The sequence below is a fragment of the Streptomyces flaveus genome (assembly GCF_014647675.1).
Lineage (GTDB): Bacteria > Actinomycetota > Actinomycetes > Streptomycetales > Streptomycetaceae > Streptomyces > Streptomyces flaveus.
Genome location: NZ_BMPQ01000051.1, coordinates 1 through 18,351 on the forward strand (window position 1 = coordinate 1; position 18,351 = coordinate 18,351).

The following is an 18,351-nucleotide window of genomic DNA, read 5'->3' on the forward strand; positions in this document are numbered from 1 at the left end:
ACGGACGCTTCCTTCGTACTCACCCTCGCGGGCTTTCCTCCGGGCTTCCCTTCGGTCTTGCGTCTCCGACTCTACCAGACCCTTTCGAGCCCGATTCCCCGTCGGAGGGGGTTCGCTTTCCGGCCTTTCGGCCTTCCGGCGACGTTGACTATAGCAGATCCTTTCGGGCCTGACTCCAGTCAACTGGTTTCGTCTTCGCAGCTGTTGGGCCGTTCCGACGTTCCAAACTTTAGCGGATACTTTCGGCAGTTCCTAATCGGGCTACCGGGCTCCATGGGAATTCAATTTCGGCATGCCGAAATTGACCCCGTAGGGAGATCGCACTAGTGGTTTGGTGTGCCGCTTCTGCGGCGGGAGGTGCTGTCGCAGAACCGTTACGGCCCCGTGGCAACTCGAAGAACCTTACGGATCCACGAAGGGGTTGTCAAACTTCCCCCGGGCGACGGTTCGGCAAACCTCGAGGGTGCCGTCAGTCCAGGTCGGTGAGTCGGCCGCCGGCGTCCGGCTGGGCGTGCTCCACGCGGCGGAGGAGGCGGGTCAGGACGTCGCCGAGGACGCCGCGTTCCTCCTGGGAGAGGTCCTGGAGCAGGTCCTCCTCGAAAACGCTGGCGAGGCGCATGGCTGCCAGCCACTTCTCGCGGCCTTCGGTGGTGAGCTCGACGATGACGCGTACGCGGTTGGACTCGTCGCGCTCTCGGGTGACCAGGCCCCCGGCCACCATCCGGTCGATCCGGTGGGTCATCGCGGCCGGCGTCAGGCCGAGGCGCTTGGCGAGGTCGCTCGGGCCCATGCGGTAGGGGGCGCCGGAGAGGACGAGGGCCTTGAGGACCTCCCACTCGGCGTTGCTGATGCCGAGGGTGGCGGTCTGGCGGCCGTAGGCGACGTTCATACGGCGGTTGAGGCGGCCGAGGGCCGAGACGATCTTCTCTACCTGGGGGTCGAGGTCCTGGAACTCGCGCTGGTACGCGGCGATCTGCTCTTCGAGTGTCGGCTCGCCGACGCCGGGGGTGTCGCCCATGGGGCGAAGTATGGCATGCACTCGCTTGGGGTCTAAGTCCTTCAGTGTGTAGAGTTCAAGAGTTAAGTTTAGCTTTGAAGTCTTCACTTCTAAGTTCTCCTATCTACTGAAGCAGGTGACAGTGACCAGGGCGAGGGGCGCGGCGATGCGCCGGATCCATGTGGGCAACGCACTCGGCGCGTTCGGGCTCGGTTTCACCGTCCCGTATCTGTACGTCTATGTGGCGCAGGTGCGGGAGCTCGGTGCTGTGACTGCAGGGCTCGTGCTCGCCGTCTTCGCGGTGGCCGCGCTGGTCGTGCTGCCGTTCGCCGGGCGGGCCATCGTCCGGCGTGGTGCGCTGCCGGTGCTGCTTGTCGCCCTGGTCACTGCCGCGTTGGGTGCGCTGAGTCTGGGGCTGGCGAATAGCGCGGTGAGCGTGTTGCTTGCCGCGGGGGTGCTCGGGGCGGGGCAGGCCGTGATGCAGCCGGCGCTTGCGACGATGATCGTGGATTGTTCGACTGCCGGGACCCGGGCGCGGGCCTTCGCCATGCAGTTCTTTCTGCAGAATCTCGGGCTGGGGGTCGGTGGGCTCATTGGTGGGCATCTCGTCGATGTCACGCGGCCGGGTTCCTTCACGTTGCTGTTCGCGGTCGAGGCGGCGATGTTTCTGCTGCTGGTCGTGATCATGGCGACCGTACGGATGCCGGATGCGCCGCGGATCGGGAGCGGGGCGCCGCGGGCCAAGGGGAGCTGGAAGGAGCTTCTCGGTAATCGGGCCATGGTGCAGTTGTGTGTGCTGGGGTTTGTGCTGTTCTTCGCCTGCTACGGGCAGTTCGAGTCGGGGTTGAGTGCGTACGGCGTCGAGGCGGCGGGGATTTCGACTTCCGCGCTTGGTACGGCGCTTGCCGCCAACACGGCGGTGATCGTGGTCGCGCAGTTCGTGGTGCTGAGGTTCGTGGAGCGGCGCCGGCGGTCTCGGGTGATCGCGGCTGTCGGGCTGATCTGGGCCGTCGCGTGGGGCGTGGCCGGGTATGCGGGGCTCGGGGACGGGAGCCAGGCCATGGCCACGGCCGCGTTCATCTCGACGTACGCGCTCTTCGGGCTCGGTGAGGCGATGCTGTCGCCGACCGTGGCGCCGTTGGTCGCCGATCTGGCGCCTGCGGGGATGGCGGGGCAGTACAACTCGGCGTTCGCCCTGGTGAAGCAGCTTGCGCTGGCGGTCGGGCCTGCGGTGGGCGGGCCGATGGGGGCGGCGCTGCACGGGCCGTACGTCGTGACGTTCCTGCTGTTCTCACTGGGCGTCACGTTCCTGGCCGTACGGCTGGGGCGGCAGCTCACGCCCGTACAGAATCAGCCGTCGATGGCGAGGAGCCGGGTGGTCGCGCGGGGTGCGGAGGCCTCGGAGGCCGTATCGGCGAAGGTCTGAAGACACGGAAAGGCGGCCGTCACCTTGGGGTGGCGCCCGCCTCTTTGTGTCAGCGGACGGCTGTGACCAGGGTCGAGGTGAAGGAGAGCGTTGCTGTGCCGTCGGGGGCGGTGTGGGTCTTGAGGAGGTCGTGGACCAGGCGGCCTGCGCTGGTGAGGGCTTCCTGGCCGTCGGTTTCGATGATCGTCTGGCCCCAGGGGACCGCGGAGAGGTGGCTGGCGGCGAAGTCCGCCAGCGGGGGCAGGGCGATGCCGAAGGTGACCTCGCGGTCGGTGACCTCCTGGAAGCCTGCTCGGCGCAGGGCGGTCGTGAGGCGTTCGGCGGGGACGAAGGCGGCCGTGAAGTTCGCGGCGGCTTCCGGGCCGCCGTGTTCCGCGATGGCGCGGTGCTGGGCGGTGAAGTACGGGGACTTGTCGAGCGACGCCCACATGGTGGCGGCGAAGTGGCCTCCGGGGCGGGTCACGCGGGCCGCCTCCGCGAGCGCTGCGCCCAGGTCCGGGAAGAACTGGGCGCCCTGTTGGCAGACGACCGCGTCGAAGGTGTCGTCCGCGTACGGGAGTTGGTCGGCGGGGGCCATGGTGAACTCGATGTCCGGGTACATGCGGGGGTGGTGTGCTTCGGCGACCTTGAGCATGCTCTCGTTCGGGTCGGCGCCGAAGACCCGGCCCGCGGGACCGACCCGGGCGGCGGCCACCCGTGCCGCGAAGCCGGTGCCGCATGCGAGGTCGAGCACCGTGGCTCCGGGGATCAGGTCGACGGCGTCCACGACCGCCTCGACGAAGGGCGCCATGATCGGCGCGACGTACCGCTCGTAACGCTCGGGAGCACTGCCTGTGAGCTGGAAGCCCGATTCCGTTTCCTCTGCCATGGAGGAGCTACTAGCACCGTGCGCCGCGATCGGCCAGATGGCGCGCGGTCATTGATCTAAGTGGCACGCGGAAGTGCGAACTCGCACCACACCGATTTGCCGCCGCCTGGCGTACGGCGTGAGCCCCAGTTCGAGGCGATGGTGGCGACGATCGCGATGCCGCGGCCGGCCTCGTCGGCGGGTTCGGCGCGGCGGCGGCGTGGGAGGTGGTCGTCGCCGTCGGTCACTTCGACGATCAGGCGGCGGTCCGTGCGGCGCAGGCGCAGTCGCATGGGCGGGGTGCCGTGCTGGAGGGAGTTGGCGACGAGTTCGCTGGCGGCAAGGACACCGAGGTCGTGCAGGTCTGTGGGGAAGCGCCAGCTCGTCAGGACGCCGGAGGCGAAGGCACGCGCGCGTGGGGCCGCTTCCACGCCGCCGAGCAGCTCCAGGGCGGCGTTTCGGAAGAGTTCGCCGTCGGAGCCCGTACGGGACGGGTGCTGGAGTACCAGGACCGCCACGTCGTCGTCGTGGTCGGCCGTCATGCCCGCCGAGCGGACCAGGCGGTCGCAGATCACCTGGGGGGTGCCCGTGGCACCCGCGAGGGCTTCCTCCAGGGCGGCGATGCCCTCGTCGAGGTCCTTGTCGCGGCGCTCGACCAGGCCGTCCGTGTAGAGCACGGCGGTGGAGCCGGGGCCGAGCGGGATGGAGCCGGAGGCGTGCATCCAGCCGCCTGTGCCGAGGGGCGGGCCGATGGGTTCCTCGGCGCGCAGGACGGTGCCGCTGTCGTCGCGTACGAGGATCGGGAGGTGGCCGGCGGAGGCATACACGAGGCGGCCCTCGTTGGGGTCGTGGACGGCGTAGGCGCAGGTGGCGATCTGGTTGGCGTCGATCTCCGTGGCGAGGCCGTCGAGGAGCTGGAGGACCTCGTGCGGGGGCAGGTCGAGGCGGGCGTACGCGCGGACGGCGGTGCGGAGTTGGCCCATGACGGCTGCCGCGCGGACGCCGCGGCCCATGACGTCGCCGATGACCAGGGCCGTACGGCCGCCGCCCAGGGTGATGACGTCGTACCAGTCGCCGCCGACCGCGGCCTCCGTGCCGCCGGGGTGGTAGACGGCGGCGACGCGCAGGTCGTCGGGTTCCTCCAGCTTCTGGGGCAGCAGGGAGCGCTGGAGGGTGACCGCGGTCTCGCGCTGCTCGCCTTCGCGGACGCGCAGGCGGTCGGCGACTTCGGCCTGGTCGGTGACGTCGGCGGCGAAGATCAGTACGCCACCCCCTTCGGGGGAGGCTGATACATCGAGGGGGACGGGTGTGCACGTGAAGGTGTACGAGCGGCCGCCGGGGACCTTGCGGGACAGGACCGTACGCGGCTTGGAGCTGCGCAGGACCTGGTCGAGGAGGGACAGCAGGCCGATTTCCTCCAGCTCGGGCAGCGCCTCACGCGCGGGTTCGCCGACCGGACGGGCGCCGAAGGCCTCTACGTAGGCGTCGTTGACGTACGCGAGGCGGTGCTCCGGGCCGTGTACGAGGGCGACGAGGGCCGGGATGCGGTCGAGGACCTCGCGGACCGGCAGTTCGTCGACGGTGGGGTCCGGTGGGGTTTCGGCTTCGCCCGTGTCGGCGGCATCGGCGGCTTCGTCGGCTTCCTTGGCGGTTCGCCGCTCGGCGCGGGCCGCGGGCACGGAGCTGCCCTCCGGGGGGAGCGCGTTCGACGAACTGTCGGTCCGCGCCTGGGCGCGGCGCTGCGTTCCGGGGAGCAGGGCGCTCCAGCGCGTGAAGTTCACTGTGGGACAGGCCTCGTGGGATTGAAGGGCGAGCGGTCGGCCCGCCCATGGTCGTGGACCAGTGTGTCCGACCGGACCGACATCCGTCAGACGTCGGCCCTGACGGTGGAGTTCCTGAGTCCGGTCAGGACGACCCCTTCGGGTCCTCAGGAGGCTTTCCACCGGCCGCGAGTTCGAACTCCGCACGAGGATGTTCGAGCGAACCGAGGGAGACGATCTCCCTCTTGAAGAGCCCTGCCAGCGTCCACTCGGCCATCACGCGGGCCTTGCGGTTGAAGGTCGGAACCCTGCTCAGGTGGTACGTGCGGTGCATGAACCAGGCGGAGTAGCCCTTCAGCTTCCGCCCGTAGACGTGCGCGACGCCTTTGTGCAGTCCCAGGGAGGCCACCGAGCCGGCGTACGCATGGGAGTACGTCTCCAGGGGCTCGCCGCGCAGGGAGTGGACGATGTTGTCGCCGAGGGTCCTGGCCTGGCGTACCGCGTGCTGGGCGTTGGGGGCGGTCTCCGTGCCTGGCTCCTTGGAGGTGACGTCGGGGACGGCGGCGGCGTCTCCCGCGGCCCACGCGTGCGTGACGCCCTCGACGGTCAGCTCGGCGGTGCACTTGAGGCGTCCACGCTCGTTCAGCGGCAGGTCGGTGGCGGCCAGGATGGGGTGGGGTTTCACACCGGCGGTCCAGACGACCGTACGGGTCGGGAAGCGCGCGCCGTCACTCAGTACGGCGACGCGGTCCACACACGATTCGAGGCGGGTCTCCAGGCGTACGTCGATATTGCGGCGGCGCAGCTCGGTGACGGTGTACTTGCCCATCTCCTCGCCGACCTCGGGCAGGATGCGGTTCGAGGCCTCGACGAGGATCCACTTCATGTCCTCGGGCTTGACGTTGTGGTAGTAGCGCGCGGTGTAGCGGGCCATGTCCTCGAGTTCGCCGAGGGCTTCCACGCCGGCGAAACCGCCCCCTACGAAGACGAAGGTCAGGGCCGCGTCGCGGATCGCGGGGTCGCGGGTCGAGGAGGCGATGTCCATCTGCTCGATGACGTGGTTGCGCAGGCCGATGGCCTCTTCGACGGTCTTGAAGCCGATGCCGTGGTCGGCGAGGCCCGGAACGGGGAGGACGCGTGAGACGGAGCCGGGCGCGAGGACGAGCTGGTCGTAGGAGATCTGTTCCGGCTCCGCGCCCTCTTCCTGGGTGGCGAGCGTGGTGAGGGTCGCGGTGCGCTTGGCGTGGTCGATGGACTGGGCCTCGCCGATGACGATCTTGCACTGGTCGAGAACACGGCGCAGCGGCACGACGACATGGCGGGGCGAGATGTTTCCCGCGGCGGCCTCGGGCAGGAACGGCTGGTAGGTCATATAAGGATCTGGCGTGACCACGACAATTTCTACGTCGCCGCGTTTGAGCTCCGCCTTCAGCTTCCGCTGGAGTCGCAGGGCGGTGTACATGCCGACGTAACCACCGCCGACGATGAGAATGCGCGCACCGTTCGGGGATTCGGGGGTCGTCCCCCGGGAGATCGCTGTGTTCACCCACCCATGACGCAACGCGGTCTTGAGTTTGTCCACAGGCCCGACAATTTGTGTGACCGGCCGCCTGAGACGCGCAGAGTTGGCCGATTTGCCGGAGTGCGATGAAAACACGCAGGTCAGCAGGGGTGGACGGAGTGACGGTAGGTGTCTTAATCGGGACGTAAGCGGCCCGTACTCCGATCGAGGGGCGCACTGTGCGGAACCTGCCCCTTCTGAATTGACCCTTACTCAACTATGTTCGTGTCTCATCGGGGTGTAGGGGGAAGCACTCGGCGGGTCCGCACGACCGGTACGACGGGTACCACCGGGTCGTGGGACCGATGCCTGTTCCGCTCGCTCCGGCTTGTCAATGACGGGGAGAGTCTCCGGGGGGAGACGTCATTACCGGGGGAACACATATGCATGTTCAAGAAACTCATTGGTCATCCGCGTCCGCCATCGCTGGCGGCGGCGCGGTCGGTGCGGCGATGGCGAACGGTCGCGGTGCGGGGGACGCATCGCGTACGACACCGCTGCGCGTGGACGCACAGCGCAATCTGGAGCACGTACTGCGTGCGGCGCGCGAAGTCTTCGGCGAGCTGGGATACGGCGCGCCGATGGAGGACGTGGCGCGGCGCGCACGGGTCGGTGTCGGCACGGTGTACCGGCGCTTCCCGAGCAAGGACGTCCTGGTCCGGCGGATCGCCGAGGAGGAGACCTCCCGGCTGACCGACCAGGCCCGGGCGGCGCTCGGCCAGGAGGACGAGCCGTGGTCGGCGCTCTCGCGCTTCCTGCGGACGTCCGTGGCCTCGGGCGCGGGGCGACTGCTGCCGCCGCAGGTGCTGCGGGTGGGCGTCGCGGAGGACAGCACCGTTCTCGACGAGGCGCTGGTGCCGCACCAGCGGTCCCAGTCGATGTCCCTGTCAGGCTCCGGCTCCGGTGAGCTTCGGCTCGTGGAGCAGCGGCCGGCGTTCGACGGGGAGGTCGCGACGGCGGACGACGACGCCGGGGCGGCCCAGCTGCTCGAGGTCGTGGGCCGGCTCGTGGAGCGGGCGCGCGCGGCGGGCGAGCTGCGCCCGGACGTGACCGTGTCGGACGTCCTGCTGGTGATCGCCACGGCGGCACCCTCGCTGCCGGACGCGGCCCAGCAGGCGGCGGCCTCGGCCCGGCTGCTGGACATACTGCTGGAGGGGCTGCGGTCGCGTCCCGCGTAGGCAGCGGGGCGGGCGTTTTTGCGCATCGGTACGGGAAAGGGAGTTGCCCCTTTCCCGTACCGATGCGCGTTTTCGTGCTTCGGGTACGCGGGCGGGGTGCCGGGGGTGGGGTTTCTTTCCCCAAGCCCGCCCCTTCCCGTAGCCAAGGGGCTCCGCCCCATGGACCCCCGGTGGGGGCTGCGCCCCCAGACCCCGCTAGCGGCCTGCCGCCTCGGTGAGTTCGCGCAGGACGTCGTCCGTGGTGAACGTCGTGCCAGTGGCGCGCTCGGCCTCGTAGCGCTCGGGGCCCAGGTCGGCCAGGGCCGCGGCTTCGATGCGTTCGGCTTCCAGGCGCTCCGAAAGGGCGCGGGGGTGGGACACGCGCCAGCGGGATCCGGCGGCGAGCAGCCGGACCGCGCGCGGGTGGTCGCCTTGTTCGGCGAGGACGTGGACCGCCCGTTCGGCCAGTCCCGCGAGGACCGCCTTCGTGCTGTACGCGGCCACGGCTTCCCGCAGGGCCTCGGCCAGCTTGAGCAGACCTTGCCGGGGGCCCGACTCGGCGGCCGTGACGAGGGCGTCGATGCCGTTGAGCGCGGCGATGAACTGCGGCGGCGGGGTGCCACGAGTCGTCTCCGCGCGGGCCGCCTCGCACAGTTCCCGCGCCTGCGCGAACTCCCCGTCGTCCAGGGCCATCTGCGCCCGCATCAGGAGCACGAAGGCCACGGAGTCGGGCACCCCGTGACGCTCGGCCACCGCGCTCGCCTCGTCCAGGGCGGTGAGCGCGGCGGCACGATCTCCGGCGCGGTACGCGATCTCGCCGAGCCTCGCGATGAGGAACGGCGTCTCCGCCCACGCGCCCACCTCACGCGCGAGCCGCAGCGCCTCCTCGTACTCCTTCTTCGCCTCCTCGAAACGGCCGCGCGCCATCGCCGCCTCGCCGCCCGCGCTGCACACCTGGGCGCGCATCCAGCGGTCGCCCGCGCGTGGAGCGATGACGCGCAGCTCGGCGAGGGCCTCATCGACGCCCTGCAGGCCGCCGGGGGTGTCGACGGCCATGTGCGTACGGAACATCAGGGTGACGCCGATCTCCCAGTCGCCGCCGTATGTCCGGCAGTTGGCGAGTGCCGCGTCCATGTTGGGCAGTGCTTCCTCCGGACCGCCGAGGTAGTACGTGGTCAGCGGCCACGCGATGCCAGGGAAGCGAGCCGCGTCCGGTCCACCCTGAGCCATCGCGTCCCGTACGCGCGCGGCGTACGCCCGCAGCCGCTCGTCCTCCAGCCCTTCCATCCCCAGGTCCGCCAACAGGAAGAGATGCAGCATCCGCAGCCTCATCCGCAGCCGGTGCAGCGGGTGGTCCTTTTCGGCTTCGGGGTCGGCGAGGTAGGTGTCCAGATCCCTACCGAGGCGCAGGGCTCGGTCGGTCCATGTCAGGCTCTCCCGGCGGAAGTTGCGCAGCCACCAGAACCAGCCCATGGCCAGCACCAGCGCGGCGGCTTCCTCCTCGTCGGCGGCGAGGATGCTGCGGTCCAGGGCCGCCCGGATGTTGTCCAGGTCGGTTTCCAGGCGGGTGATCCACGGGAGTTGGTCGGCGGAGCGGAGGCGGGGTTCGGCTTCCTCGACGAGCGCGCGGATCCAGGCGCGGTGTCGGCGCTCGGCCCCGGCGCGCAGTTCCGGGACCTCGGCGGCGCGCTCCCTGGCGTACTCGTGGATAGTCTCCAGCAGCCGGTACCGCATGCCGGCGGAGCCCTCCCGCTCCCACGGTGTCGCGACGATCAGGGACTTGTCGACGAGGGCCCCGATGAGGTCTGCGGCGGGCCCGGTGCACACGGCCTCCGCGGCCTGAAGGTCCCAGCCGCCCGCGAAGACGGACACCTCGCGCAGGACCGTGCGCTCCGGCTCGTCGAGGAGATACCAGGACCAGTCGACGACGGCGCGCAGGGTCTGCTGGCGCGGCAGGACCGTACGGCTTCCTGAGGTGAGGAGCCGGAAGCGGTCGTCGAGGCGGTCGGCGATCTGGCGTGGGGTGAGCATGCGCAGGCGGGCCGCGGCGAGTTCGATGGCCAGGGGCAGGCCGTCGAGCCGGCGGCAGATCTCGTCGACGGCCTCGGGGTCATGGGTGACGTCGGCTTCTGAGGCGGGGCGTACGGCCGCGGCGCGCTCCATGAAGAGGCGGTGCGCCGGGCCGGGGGGCAGGGGCTCGACCGGGCGCACGGACTCGCCGGGCACGCCCAGGGGCTCGCGGCTGGTGGCGAGGATCGTGAGTCCCGGGCAGTGGGTGAGGAGGGTTTCGGCGAGCTCGGCTGCCGCCTCGATGACATGTTCGCAGTTGTCAAGGATCAGTAGTTCGCTGCGCGGGGCGCAGTACTCGATGAGCAGGGCGACCGGGTCGTCCTGCGCCACCGCTCTCTCATGGGTCATCAGCACGGTCTCGCGCAGACCGAGGGCGCTGACGACCGCGCCTGCCACCGCCTCCGGCCGGTCGAGCGGGGCGAGCTCGGCCAGCCATGCCGGTGGAAGTCCGGCGGCGGCTTCCTCGGCGAGGCGGGTCTTTCCTGAGCCGCCCGGTCCGGTGAGGGTGACGAGGCGGGCCCTGTGCAATTCGGAACGGATGGCGTCGAGTTCGGGTTCCCGGCCGACGAAGGAATTCAGACGGGGGCGGATGTTGCCGGTTCGGTCGGTCCTGTCGGTCCGGTCGGCTCTGTCGGGTCGCTCGGTTCTCGGGGTGGGTTCTCTCGGCGTGGGTTGTGGGGTCAGCAACTGCGCGTGCAGGGCTTGCAGTTCCGGGCCCGGGTCCGTGCCCAGGTTCTCGGCGAGGGCGCGGCGGGCCTTCTCGTACGCGGCGAGGGCGTCCGCGTTTCGGCCCGTGTCGCGCAGGGCGCGGATGAGGAGGGCGTGCAGGGCTTCGTCGTACGGGTGCGCTTCGGTGAGTCCCCTCAACTCCGGTACGAGGTCTGCGGCGTGGCCCAGTCGCAGGTCCGCCGTTACGCGCGCGCGGATGGCCTCCTGGTGCAGGGCTTCTGTGCGGGTGGCCGCGGCGGTGCGGTCGGGGAGGTCGGCCAGGGCGGGGCCGTGCCACAGGGCGAGTGCCTGGCGTAGGGTGCGGGCCGCTTCCGCGGGGGCGTCGGGCATGGCTGCCGTGCCCTGGCGGACGAGGCGTTCGAAGGCGAACAGGTCTACGTCTTCGGGGGTGGCGTTGAGGCGGTAGCCGCCCGGTTCCGAGGTGATCGCTTCCTTGCCGAGGGCTCTGCGGAGGCGGGCGATGAGGGCCTGGAGGGCGGCGTGTGCGTCGTGCGGCGGGTTGTCCGACCAGACCTCGTCGATGAGGGTGTCCGGTGTCGTTGCGCGGTTGGGCCGCAGGGCGAGGGCGGTCAGGAGGGTGCGGAGTCGGGGGCCTCCTATGGGTACGGGGGTGCCGTGGTCGTCCTCGGCCTGGGTGACGCCCAGGATTTTGTACCGCACGGGGTCATTCTTACGGGGGTCGGCGGCGGGGCGGGTTTTCTTTCCCCAAGCCCGCCCCTTCCCGAAGCCAAGGGGCTCCGCCCCTGGGCCCCGCTAGGGCTGCGCCCCAGACCCCGCATCGGCTTGAACGGCCTCGTCTTCAAACGCCGGACGGGCTGGGGGTGCCTGGGGGTGGGTGGGAAAGTGCGGGTGGGTGGGTGCTATCGGCCTGAACGGCCTCGTCCTCAAGCGCCGGACGGGCTGCTTGTGCCTGGACTGGGCGGGTGGAGGTGCAGGTGGGCAGGTGGGCAGGTGGGCAGGTGGGCAGGTGGGCAGGTGGGCAGGTGGGCAGGTGGGCAGGTGGGCAGGTGGGCAGGTGGGCAGGTGGGCAGGTGACAGTTTGCCTGGCAGTGCCTCGTCGTCGAACTCCCCAGCTACCGCTGGTGCCCAGACGGGCCGGTGTACTTGGGCTGAGAACGTACGGGTGCGGTCCCCGCTACCCCCGCCGAGCCGCCGCCCCCGCCCCCAACGCCCCCCGCTCCGGAGCAATCCCCCCGGGCACCGCCCGCGCCCGCGCAGGCGTCCCTGTCCAGCAAGTCCCCCTGCGGTCCAGCAGGCGGCCGAGCCACAGTTCCAGTGAGACGAGGTCCGCCAGGCCCTCCAGGGGCAGGGGTTCGCCGTCCGCCGCCGCTCGGAGGGCCTTGCGGACCACCCTGGCCTCGATCAGGCCCGCCTGGGCCAGGAGCGGGGTGTCGAAGAGGTCGACGAGGGTGTCGGCGGCGGCGCGCAGGCCCGTGCGGGCGGCGGCTGTTGAGGAGGCGTGGGAGGGGGCGCCCCAGCCTGGGGGGAGGTCGGCCACGCCGGCGCCCTCCAGGACCGTACGGAGTATGGCGGCGCGGGCGCCCGGCTGGACGCGGAGGGCCTCGGGGAGGGCTCGGCAGGCGCGTACGACCTGGTTGTCGAGGAAGGGGGCGTGCAGGCGCTGGAAGCGGATCTCGGCGGCCTGTTCCAGGATGCGGAGGTCGGCGGCGTGCCGGGCGAGGGCGGCGCGGGCGCGGAAGTCGCCGGGGCGCTGGCCGGGGCCGACGCTCACCCGGCTCGTCGCGCCCGTCAGGCGAACCGATACTTCAGCGAGCGCCTCACCGGTGAGCCAGCGCGCGGCGGGGCCCGGTCTGGCCCAGGTGAGCGCGGCGAGGGACGCCCCCACGGCACCTCCGGGCTCGTCGAAGCGCCGGTGCAGCAGCCGGTCGGCGAGACCCTGTATGCCGACGAGATAGGGCGTACGGGCGAGCTTGCGCGCCGCGCCGTACACGCGCGCGGGGACCATGACCGAACCGTCCGCCCTCGCCAACGCGGCGACGGGGCGCACCAGATGACGTCGTTTGCGGTCCATCAACAGGTCGGCGAGGCGCGCCGGGTGGGCGTCCAGGACCTGCCGGGCGCCGTACCCCGTGAAGTGGTCCGCGCTGCCCGCGGCGAGCCGCGCGCGGTGGCGGGCGGCGGTCACGAGGGAGGGGCCTGGTTCGTCCGTCAGGGGGCCGTCCAACTCGGCGTAGGGGAGGACCTCTTCGCCGCCGGCGACCACTACGTGGTGCAGCCGTGGGTTGGCGGCCAGGGTCCCTGCCCGCTCCAGTTCCGCCTCCCGGCCCTTCACGGCGAGGTCGTTGAAGGTGACCGCGAGGAGACGCTCACCGGCGCCGGTGCCGTGCCCCAGGACGGTGCCCGGCATTCCGGGGAGGCCGGCGGCAAGGAGGGCGAGGGTTCCCGAAGCGGGGCCTCCGGAGAGGTCGGCTCCGATGCCGGGTACGGGCATGCCGCGCGCCGCGCGCCGCTCGGCGGGCCCCATGCCGGGCACGGGGCCGGGGTCCACATCGGCGCCGGGGACGTGCCGGGGGGCGGCGAGACGTGCGCGTACGGACTCCACCAGGGCGTCGCGTACGGCGTCCACCGCGCTGTCCGGGTCGGCGATGGGGGCCGCGACGGCGAGGGAGGCCACCGGTTCGTAACCGGCGATCTCGCGTGCGCCGGCGCGCAGGATCAGCGCGTGCCCCGGCGGAATGCGCTGCACACCCTGGTAGGGCGTGGAGTTGTGCAGGGCGGCGGGTACGTCGGGGGCGGCGAGGATGGCGGCGAGGTGTCCGAAGTCGAGATTGGCCTCGATGAGGTCGGCGAGGGGGAGCGCGGCCGTGGCGTACGCCGTGCCGCCCGCCCAGGGGGTGTAGAACACCGGCCGTGCGCCCGCCAGATCGCCGCACACCATCACCCGGCGGCCCACCTGGACGACCGCGGTGTAGCTGCCGGACCAGGCCGTCAGATGGCGAAGTGCCCCTCCGCGCGCGGCGACCAGGCCCACCCGCAGCTGCTCGTCGGAGGCGCCGCAGGTGCCGAGCACCGCGATCCGGTTCTGCGCGTCGGCCTTCACGACGCGCACCTCGTCGGGGCGCCAGTCACCGACCGCCCAGAGCGGATCCGGGTCGCCCCACAGGAGTTGGGACCCCACCGGGTGCACCGTCTCACCGTCGCTGCCAGTGGCCCCCGCCGAGCCGACCTCAGGAGCCGCAGTGGCGGTACTGCTCCACCCCACCAACCACCGCATCGCCGCCTCCACAGGCTGTGGACAACCAGTGCACCGTACGAACTGGGCACCATGCTGCCACGAAGAGAGCGCGCCGGTGGGCCCCTGCCTCCGCTTGTGCTCCCCAGAGTGCGCCCCTGGGGAGATGCCCGCAATGGAGCGAACGCACGCACGGAGCACGGAGATTACGACGCGAATGCGCCCCCGGTTCGCTCCCCCACGACACCCAACGCGCCCTCAAGTGCCATGGTAGGAGGGATTTTCGAGCTCAGAAGGCAGGGGCGAAAATCAGCCAAATCCGCGATGGGCGCACGGGCGTGCACACGCTCCGTACAGGCTCCGCGCAACGCACGATCCGGGAGGCGGAGTTCGCCTCCCGGACCGGTCCGCCGCCCGCGGGGATATGTGACGGCGGTGTCCCCCAGCCCACTGGATCCAGTACAGCGGGCCGACCCACGCAGGATCCATGGAAGCGATTCGACGGTGGCCGGAGAAGAGCGCACGGGCGGGCGCACAGCCACACACCAGGAGCACACCACAACGCTGCGTACTTCCCCGCGGACCACAATCCCGCCATCCGGAACTATGCCTCTTAACGCATGGGATGCGGCGAACTACGCTGGGTTTACGAATGCCGCGTGGTTATGCCAACGCGGCAGCCGTCTGTGTCGAGGGGTGGCGCATGTCCAGGGAGCAACGCGGGCCGAACGACAAACTCGGCGCCGTTCTCGCCCTCGCGGGAATCAGCAACGCAGGCCTCGCCCGTCGCGTCAACGACCTTGGCGCACAGCGCGGACTGACTCTTCGCTATGACAAGACCTCGGTGGCGAGATGGGTGTCGAAGGGCATGGTGCCGCAGGGTGCCGCCCCGCACCTCATCGCCGCGGCCATCGGCCAGAAGCTCGGCCGGCCCGTACCGCTCCACGAAATCGGTCTGGCGGACGCGGACCCCGCACCGGAAGTGGGCCTCGCCTTCCCCCGTGACGTAGGACAGGCCGTACGGGCCGCGACGGACCTGTACCGTCTCGACCTCGCCGGGCGCAAAGCCGGCTCCGGAGGCATCTGGCAGTCGCTCGCCGGATCGTTCGCGGTGAGCGCGTACGCGACTCCCGCCTCCCGGTGGCTGATAACCCCGGCCGACAGCTCGGTGGCCCGCGACGCGAGCCCCGTGGAGGGTTCCGGAGCACCGCTGAAAGTCGGCCACAGCGACGTGCAGAAGCTGCGTGAGGCCGCCGAGGACGCCAGGCGCTGGGACTCCAAGTACGGAGGCGGCGACTGGCGTTCGTCCATGGTGCCCGAGTGCCTACGAGTGGAGGCGGCGCCGCTGCTGCTCGGCGCGTACTCCGACGAGGTGGGCCGGGCGTTGTTCGGCGCCTCGGCCGAACTGACCCGCCTCGCCGGGTGGATGGCCTTCGACACCGGCCAGCAGGAGGCCGCACAGCGGTACTACATCCAGGCGCTGCGTCTCGCGCGCGCGGCGGCCGATGTCCCTCTGGGGGGTTACGTACTGGCCTCCATGTCCCTCCAGGCGACGTACCGCGGCTTCGGCGACGAGGGCGTGGACCTCGCCCAGGCCGCCCTGGAGCGCAACCGTGGCCTGGCCACAGCCCGCACCATGAGCTTCTTCAGCCTTGTCGAGGCACGCGCACACGCGCGCGCCGGTGACGCCCAGGCGGCCGGCGGAGCCCTGAAGGCCGCCGAGGGCTGGCTGGAGCGGGCCCGCGACGGCGACCAGGATCCGTCCTGGCTCGGCTTCTACTCGTACGACCGTTTCGCCGCCGATGCCGCGGAGTGCTACCGCGATCTCAAGGCCCCGCGCCAGGTACGCCGCTTCACCGAGCAGGCGCTGTCGAAGCCGACGGAGGAGTTCGTGCGGTCGCACGGCCTGCGGCTTGTGGTGTCCGCGGTCGCCGAGCTGGAGTCGGGGAACCTGGACGCGGCGTGCGAGCAGGGCGTGCGGGCGGTGGAGGTGGCGGGGCGGATCTCGTCGGCCCGGACCACGGAGTACGTGAAGGATCTTCTGCATCGGCTGGAGCCGTATGGGGATGAGCCGCGGGTTGTTGAGTTGCGGGAGAGGGCTCGGCCGTTGCTGGTCGCCCCCGCGTGAACGCTCCGCTTGGGGCGGGTCTCCTACGCGTCTGCCTGGTTACTCGTGGTCTTGGGGCTGCGGGTTCGTTGTGGCTTGTCGCGCCCACGCGGCGGAGCCGCAAATCGACACAGCCCCGCGCCCCTTGAAGGGGCCTGCGGCCCTTCAAGGGGCGCGTCCTCTTTCGGGTTTGAGGGCGTTGTCAGTGGTGCAGTGCACTATTTAACTGGGAGGTGGGAGTGGTGCCGCGGGTGATCGTTTATGACTGTGATGTGGTCGTGGTCGGTGGGGGGATCGTCGGGCTGTCGACTGCGTATGCGATCACGCGGGCCGCGCCGGGGACGCGGGTGATGGTGCTGGAGAAGGAGCCTGGGCCGGCGCGGCACCAGACGGGGCGCAACAGCGGGGTCATCCACAGCGGGATCTACTACCGGCCCGGCTCCCTCAAGGCGCGGTATGCCGTGCGGGGTGCGGCCGAGATGGTCAAGTTCTGTGCGGAGTACGGGATCGCGCATGCCGTGACGGGGAAGCTGATCGTCGCCACGGAGCGGGACGAGTTGCCTCGGCTGCATGCGCTGGTGCAGCGGGGGCGGGAGAACGGCATTGCGGTACGGGAACTGGGGGCCTCCCAGATCGCCGAGTACGAGCCGGAGGTCCGGGGGCTCGCTGCCATTCACGTCGCCACGACAGGCGTCTGTGACTTCGTGGGGGTGGCTCGGCAGCTCGCGGAGGCTTCCGGGGCGCAGATTCGGTACGGGGCGGAGGTCACGTACATCGACCGGCGTCCCGACCTCGGGGTCGCCGTTCGTACGGGCGATGGTGACGTCGTACGCGCGCGTGTGCTGGTCAACTGTGCGGGGCTGCACTGTGACGAGATCGCTCGTCTTGCCGGGGACGAGCCCGGGATGCGGATCGTGCCGTTCCGGGGTGAGTACTACTCGCTGGCGCGGCCCTGGCTGGTGAAGGGGCTGGTGTATCCGGTGCCGGATCCCGCGTTTCCGTTCCTCGGGGTGCATCTCACGCGGGGAATCGACGGAGGTGTCCATATCGGGCCGAACGCTGTGCCGGCGTTGGCTCGTGAGGGTTATGACTGGCGGACCGTACGGGCTCGGGAGCTGGGGGCGACGCTTGCCTGGCCCGGGTCCTGGAGGATCGCTCGGCGGCACTGGCGGTATGGCGGGGGTGAGCTGCGGCGGTCGGTGTCCAAGGCGGCGTTTGCTGCTGCTGTGCGGCGGTTGTTGCCCGCGGTGACTTCGGATGACCTGCTTCCGGCTTCTGCGGGCGTCCGTGCCCAGGCGGTCCTTCGGGACGGCACGTTGGTGGACGACTTCCTCCTTCGGGAAGGGCCGCGGACGGTTCATGTGCTGAACGCGCCGTCCCCTGCGGCTACCGCTTCGCTTCCGATTGGGCGTGAGGTGGGGCGGCGGGTTCTGGAGGCGTTGGGGCGGGGGTGACTGCGGGGGGTTCTTTCCCCAGCCCCGCCCCTTCCCGAAACTGAGGGCTGCGCCCCCAGGCCCCCCCGCCAGGGGGTGGGGTGACACGTTGTGTCGCGGCTGCGGGTGCGTCGTGGCTGGGCGCGCAGTTCCCCGCGCCCCTAAAAGCAAAAGCCTGCGGCTCCCCGCACCCAGCCCACTCCGTAGAATCAGAACTACTGTGTCTGAACGTCAAAACACCGAAGAGCCCCGCCGCCCCCACCCCCGCGCCAAAGGCGAACCCCGTTTCCCCGACGGCCCCCGCCCCGACCCCGCCGGTTCTCACTTCGAGCGCCGGATCCGCAGCTTTCAGCCGCGGCGGAGCCGGGTCACCCAGGGGCAGGCGGACGCCTTGCAGCGGCTGTGGCCCAAGTGGGGGCTGGACATCGACGGGCAGCGGAAGATCGATCTCGCGGAGTTGTTCGGGAACGACAAGCCCGTCGTGCTGGAGATCGGGTTCGGGATGGGCGAGGCCACCGCTCGGATGGCCGCTGACGATCCCGACACCAACATCCTCGCCATCGACGTGCACACCCCGGGCCAGGGCAACCTCCTCAACCTCGCGGACCAGAAGGGTCTGTCCAACATCCGGGTCGGCAACGGCGACGCGATCATCCTGCTCAGGGAGATGCTCCAGCCGGACTCCCTGAGCGGCCTGCGCGTGTACTTCCCGGACCCCTGGCCCAAGAAGCGCCACCACAAGCGCCGCCTGATCCAGCCGGACTTCCTCACCCTCGCCGCGTCCCGCCTCAGGCCCGGCGCGCTGCTGCACTGCGCCACGGACTGGGAGCCGTACGCCGAGGTGATGCTCGAAGTCCTCACCGCACACCCGGACTTCGAGAACACCCGACCGGACGGCGGTTATGCGCCCCGCCCGGACTTCCGCCCGCTGACCCGTTTCGAGGGCCAGGGCCTGGACAAGGGACATGTGGTGCACGACCTGCTGTTCCTCCGTGTGCCGTCCAGCACCACGCGCAGCGCCACGTGAGCCCGGCACCATCGCCAGCCAACCCCCTCCCTGGTTAGGGTCGA

Annotated in this window: 11 protein-coding genes; 5 read left to right on the top strand and 6 right to left on the bottom strand. The window is 70.8% G+C overall.

Annotated elements, in window-relative coordinates; all coding sequences use genetic code 11:
* Positions 1-469: 469 nt before the first annotated feature.
* On the bottom strand, positions 470-1,018 hold the full coding sequence (locus IEZ21_RS44390) for a MarR family winged helix-turn-helix transcriptional regulator (protein ID WP_189327489.1): 549 nt from the start codon (positions 1,016-1,018) through the stop codon (positions 470-472).
* Between the two features lie 121 nt (positions 1,019-1,139).
* On the opposite strand from IEZ21_RS44390, the gene IEZ21_RS44395 reads away from it, so the two are divergent.
* Positions 1,140-2,423, top strand: coding sequence for an MFS transporter (locus IEZ21_RS44395; RefSeq protein WP_246568871.1), 1,284 nt, complete (start codon positions 1,140-1,142; stop codon positions 2,421-2,423).
* Between the two features lie 49 nt (positions 2,424-2,472).
* On the opposite strand, the gene IEZ21_RS44400 is transcribed toward IEZ21_RS44395, so the two are convergent.
* The 3 genes from IEZ21_RS44400 to IEZ21_RS44410 all read right to left on the bottom strand — a co-directional run bounded on the left by IEZ21_RS44400 (position 2,473) and on the right by IEZ21_RS44410 (position 6,576).
* Entirely contained in the window at positions 2,473-3,291 is an 819-nt protein-coding gene (locus IEZ21_RS44400; RefSeq protein WP_189327490.1) for a class I SAM-dependent methyltransferase, read from the bottom strand.
* 56 nt (positions 3,292-3,347) lie between these two features.
* A complete protein-coding gene (locus IEZ21_RS44405; protein WP_189327491.1) occupies positions 3,348-5,051 on the bottom strand; it encodes an ATP-binding SpoIIE family protein phosphatase in 1,704 nt (567 codons plus the stop codon).
* 124 nt (positions 5,052-5,175) lie between these two features.
* A complete protein-coding gene (locus IEZ21_RS44410) occupies positions 5,176-6,576 on the bottom strand; it encodes an NAD(P)/FAD-dependent oxidoreductase (RefSeq protein WP_078492498.1) in 1,401 nt (466 codons plus the stop codon).
* Positions 6,577-6,974: 398 nt separating this feature from the next.
* On the opposite strand from IEZ21_RS44410, the gene IEZ21_RS44415 reads away from it, so the two are divergent.
* Positions 6,975-7,769 (top strand): TetR/AcrR family transcriptional regulator, encoded by a 795-nt coding sequence (locus tag IEZ21_RS44415; RefSeq protein WP_189327492.1) that lies wholly within the window; start codon positions 6,975-6,977, stop codon positions 7,767-7,769.
* A 195-nt stretch (positions 7,770-7,964) separates the two neighbouring features.
* Here the strand turns inward: IEZ21_RS44415 and IEZ21_RS44420 are convergent, their stop codons facing one another.
* Entirely contained in the window at positions 7,965-11,207 is a 3,243-nt protein-coding gene (locus IEZ21_RS44420) for an ATP-binding protein (protein WP_189327493.1), read from the bottom strand.
* Between the two features lie 475 nt (positions 11,208-11,682).
* Positions 11,683-13,782, bottom strand: coding sequence for an asparagine synthase-related protein (locus IEZ21_RS44425; RefSeq protein WP_189327494.1), 2,100 nt, complete (start codon positions 13,780-13,782; stop codon positions 11,683-11,685).
* A 661-nt stretch (positions 13,783-14,443) separates the two neighbouring features.
* On the opposite strand from IEZ21_RS44425, the gene IEZ21_RS44430 reads away from it, so the two are divergent.
* The 3 genes from IEZ21_RS44430 to trmB all read left to right on the top strand — a co-directional run bounded on the left by IEZ21_RS44430 (position 14,444) and on the right by trmB (position 18,307).
* Positions 14,444-15,868 (top strand): NsdA family TPR-like regulatory protein, encoded by a 1,425-nt coding sequence (locus IEZ21_RS44430; protein WP_033321366.1) that lies wholly within the window; start codon positions 14,444-14,446, stop codon positions 15,866-15,868.
* 221 nt (positions 15,869-16,089) lie between these two features.
* On the top strand, positions 16,090-17,301 hold the full coding sequence (lhgD, locus tag IEZ21_RS44435) for an L-2-hydroxyglutarate dehydrogenase (RefSeq protein ID WP_373302375.1): 1,212 nt from the start codon (positions 16,090-16,092) through the stop codon (positions 17,299-17,301).
* Between the two features lie 199 nt (positions 17,302-17,500).
* Positions 17,501-18,307, top strand: a complete 807-nt coding sequence (gene trmB / locus IEZ21_RS44440) for a tRNA (guanosine(46)-N7)-methyltransferase TrmB (protein WP_246568867.1) — start codon at positions 17,501-17,503, stop codon at positions 18,305-18,307.
* Positions 18,308-18,351: the final 44 nt, after the last annotated feature.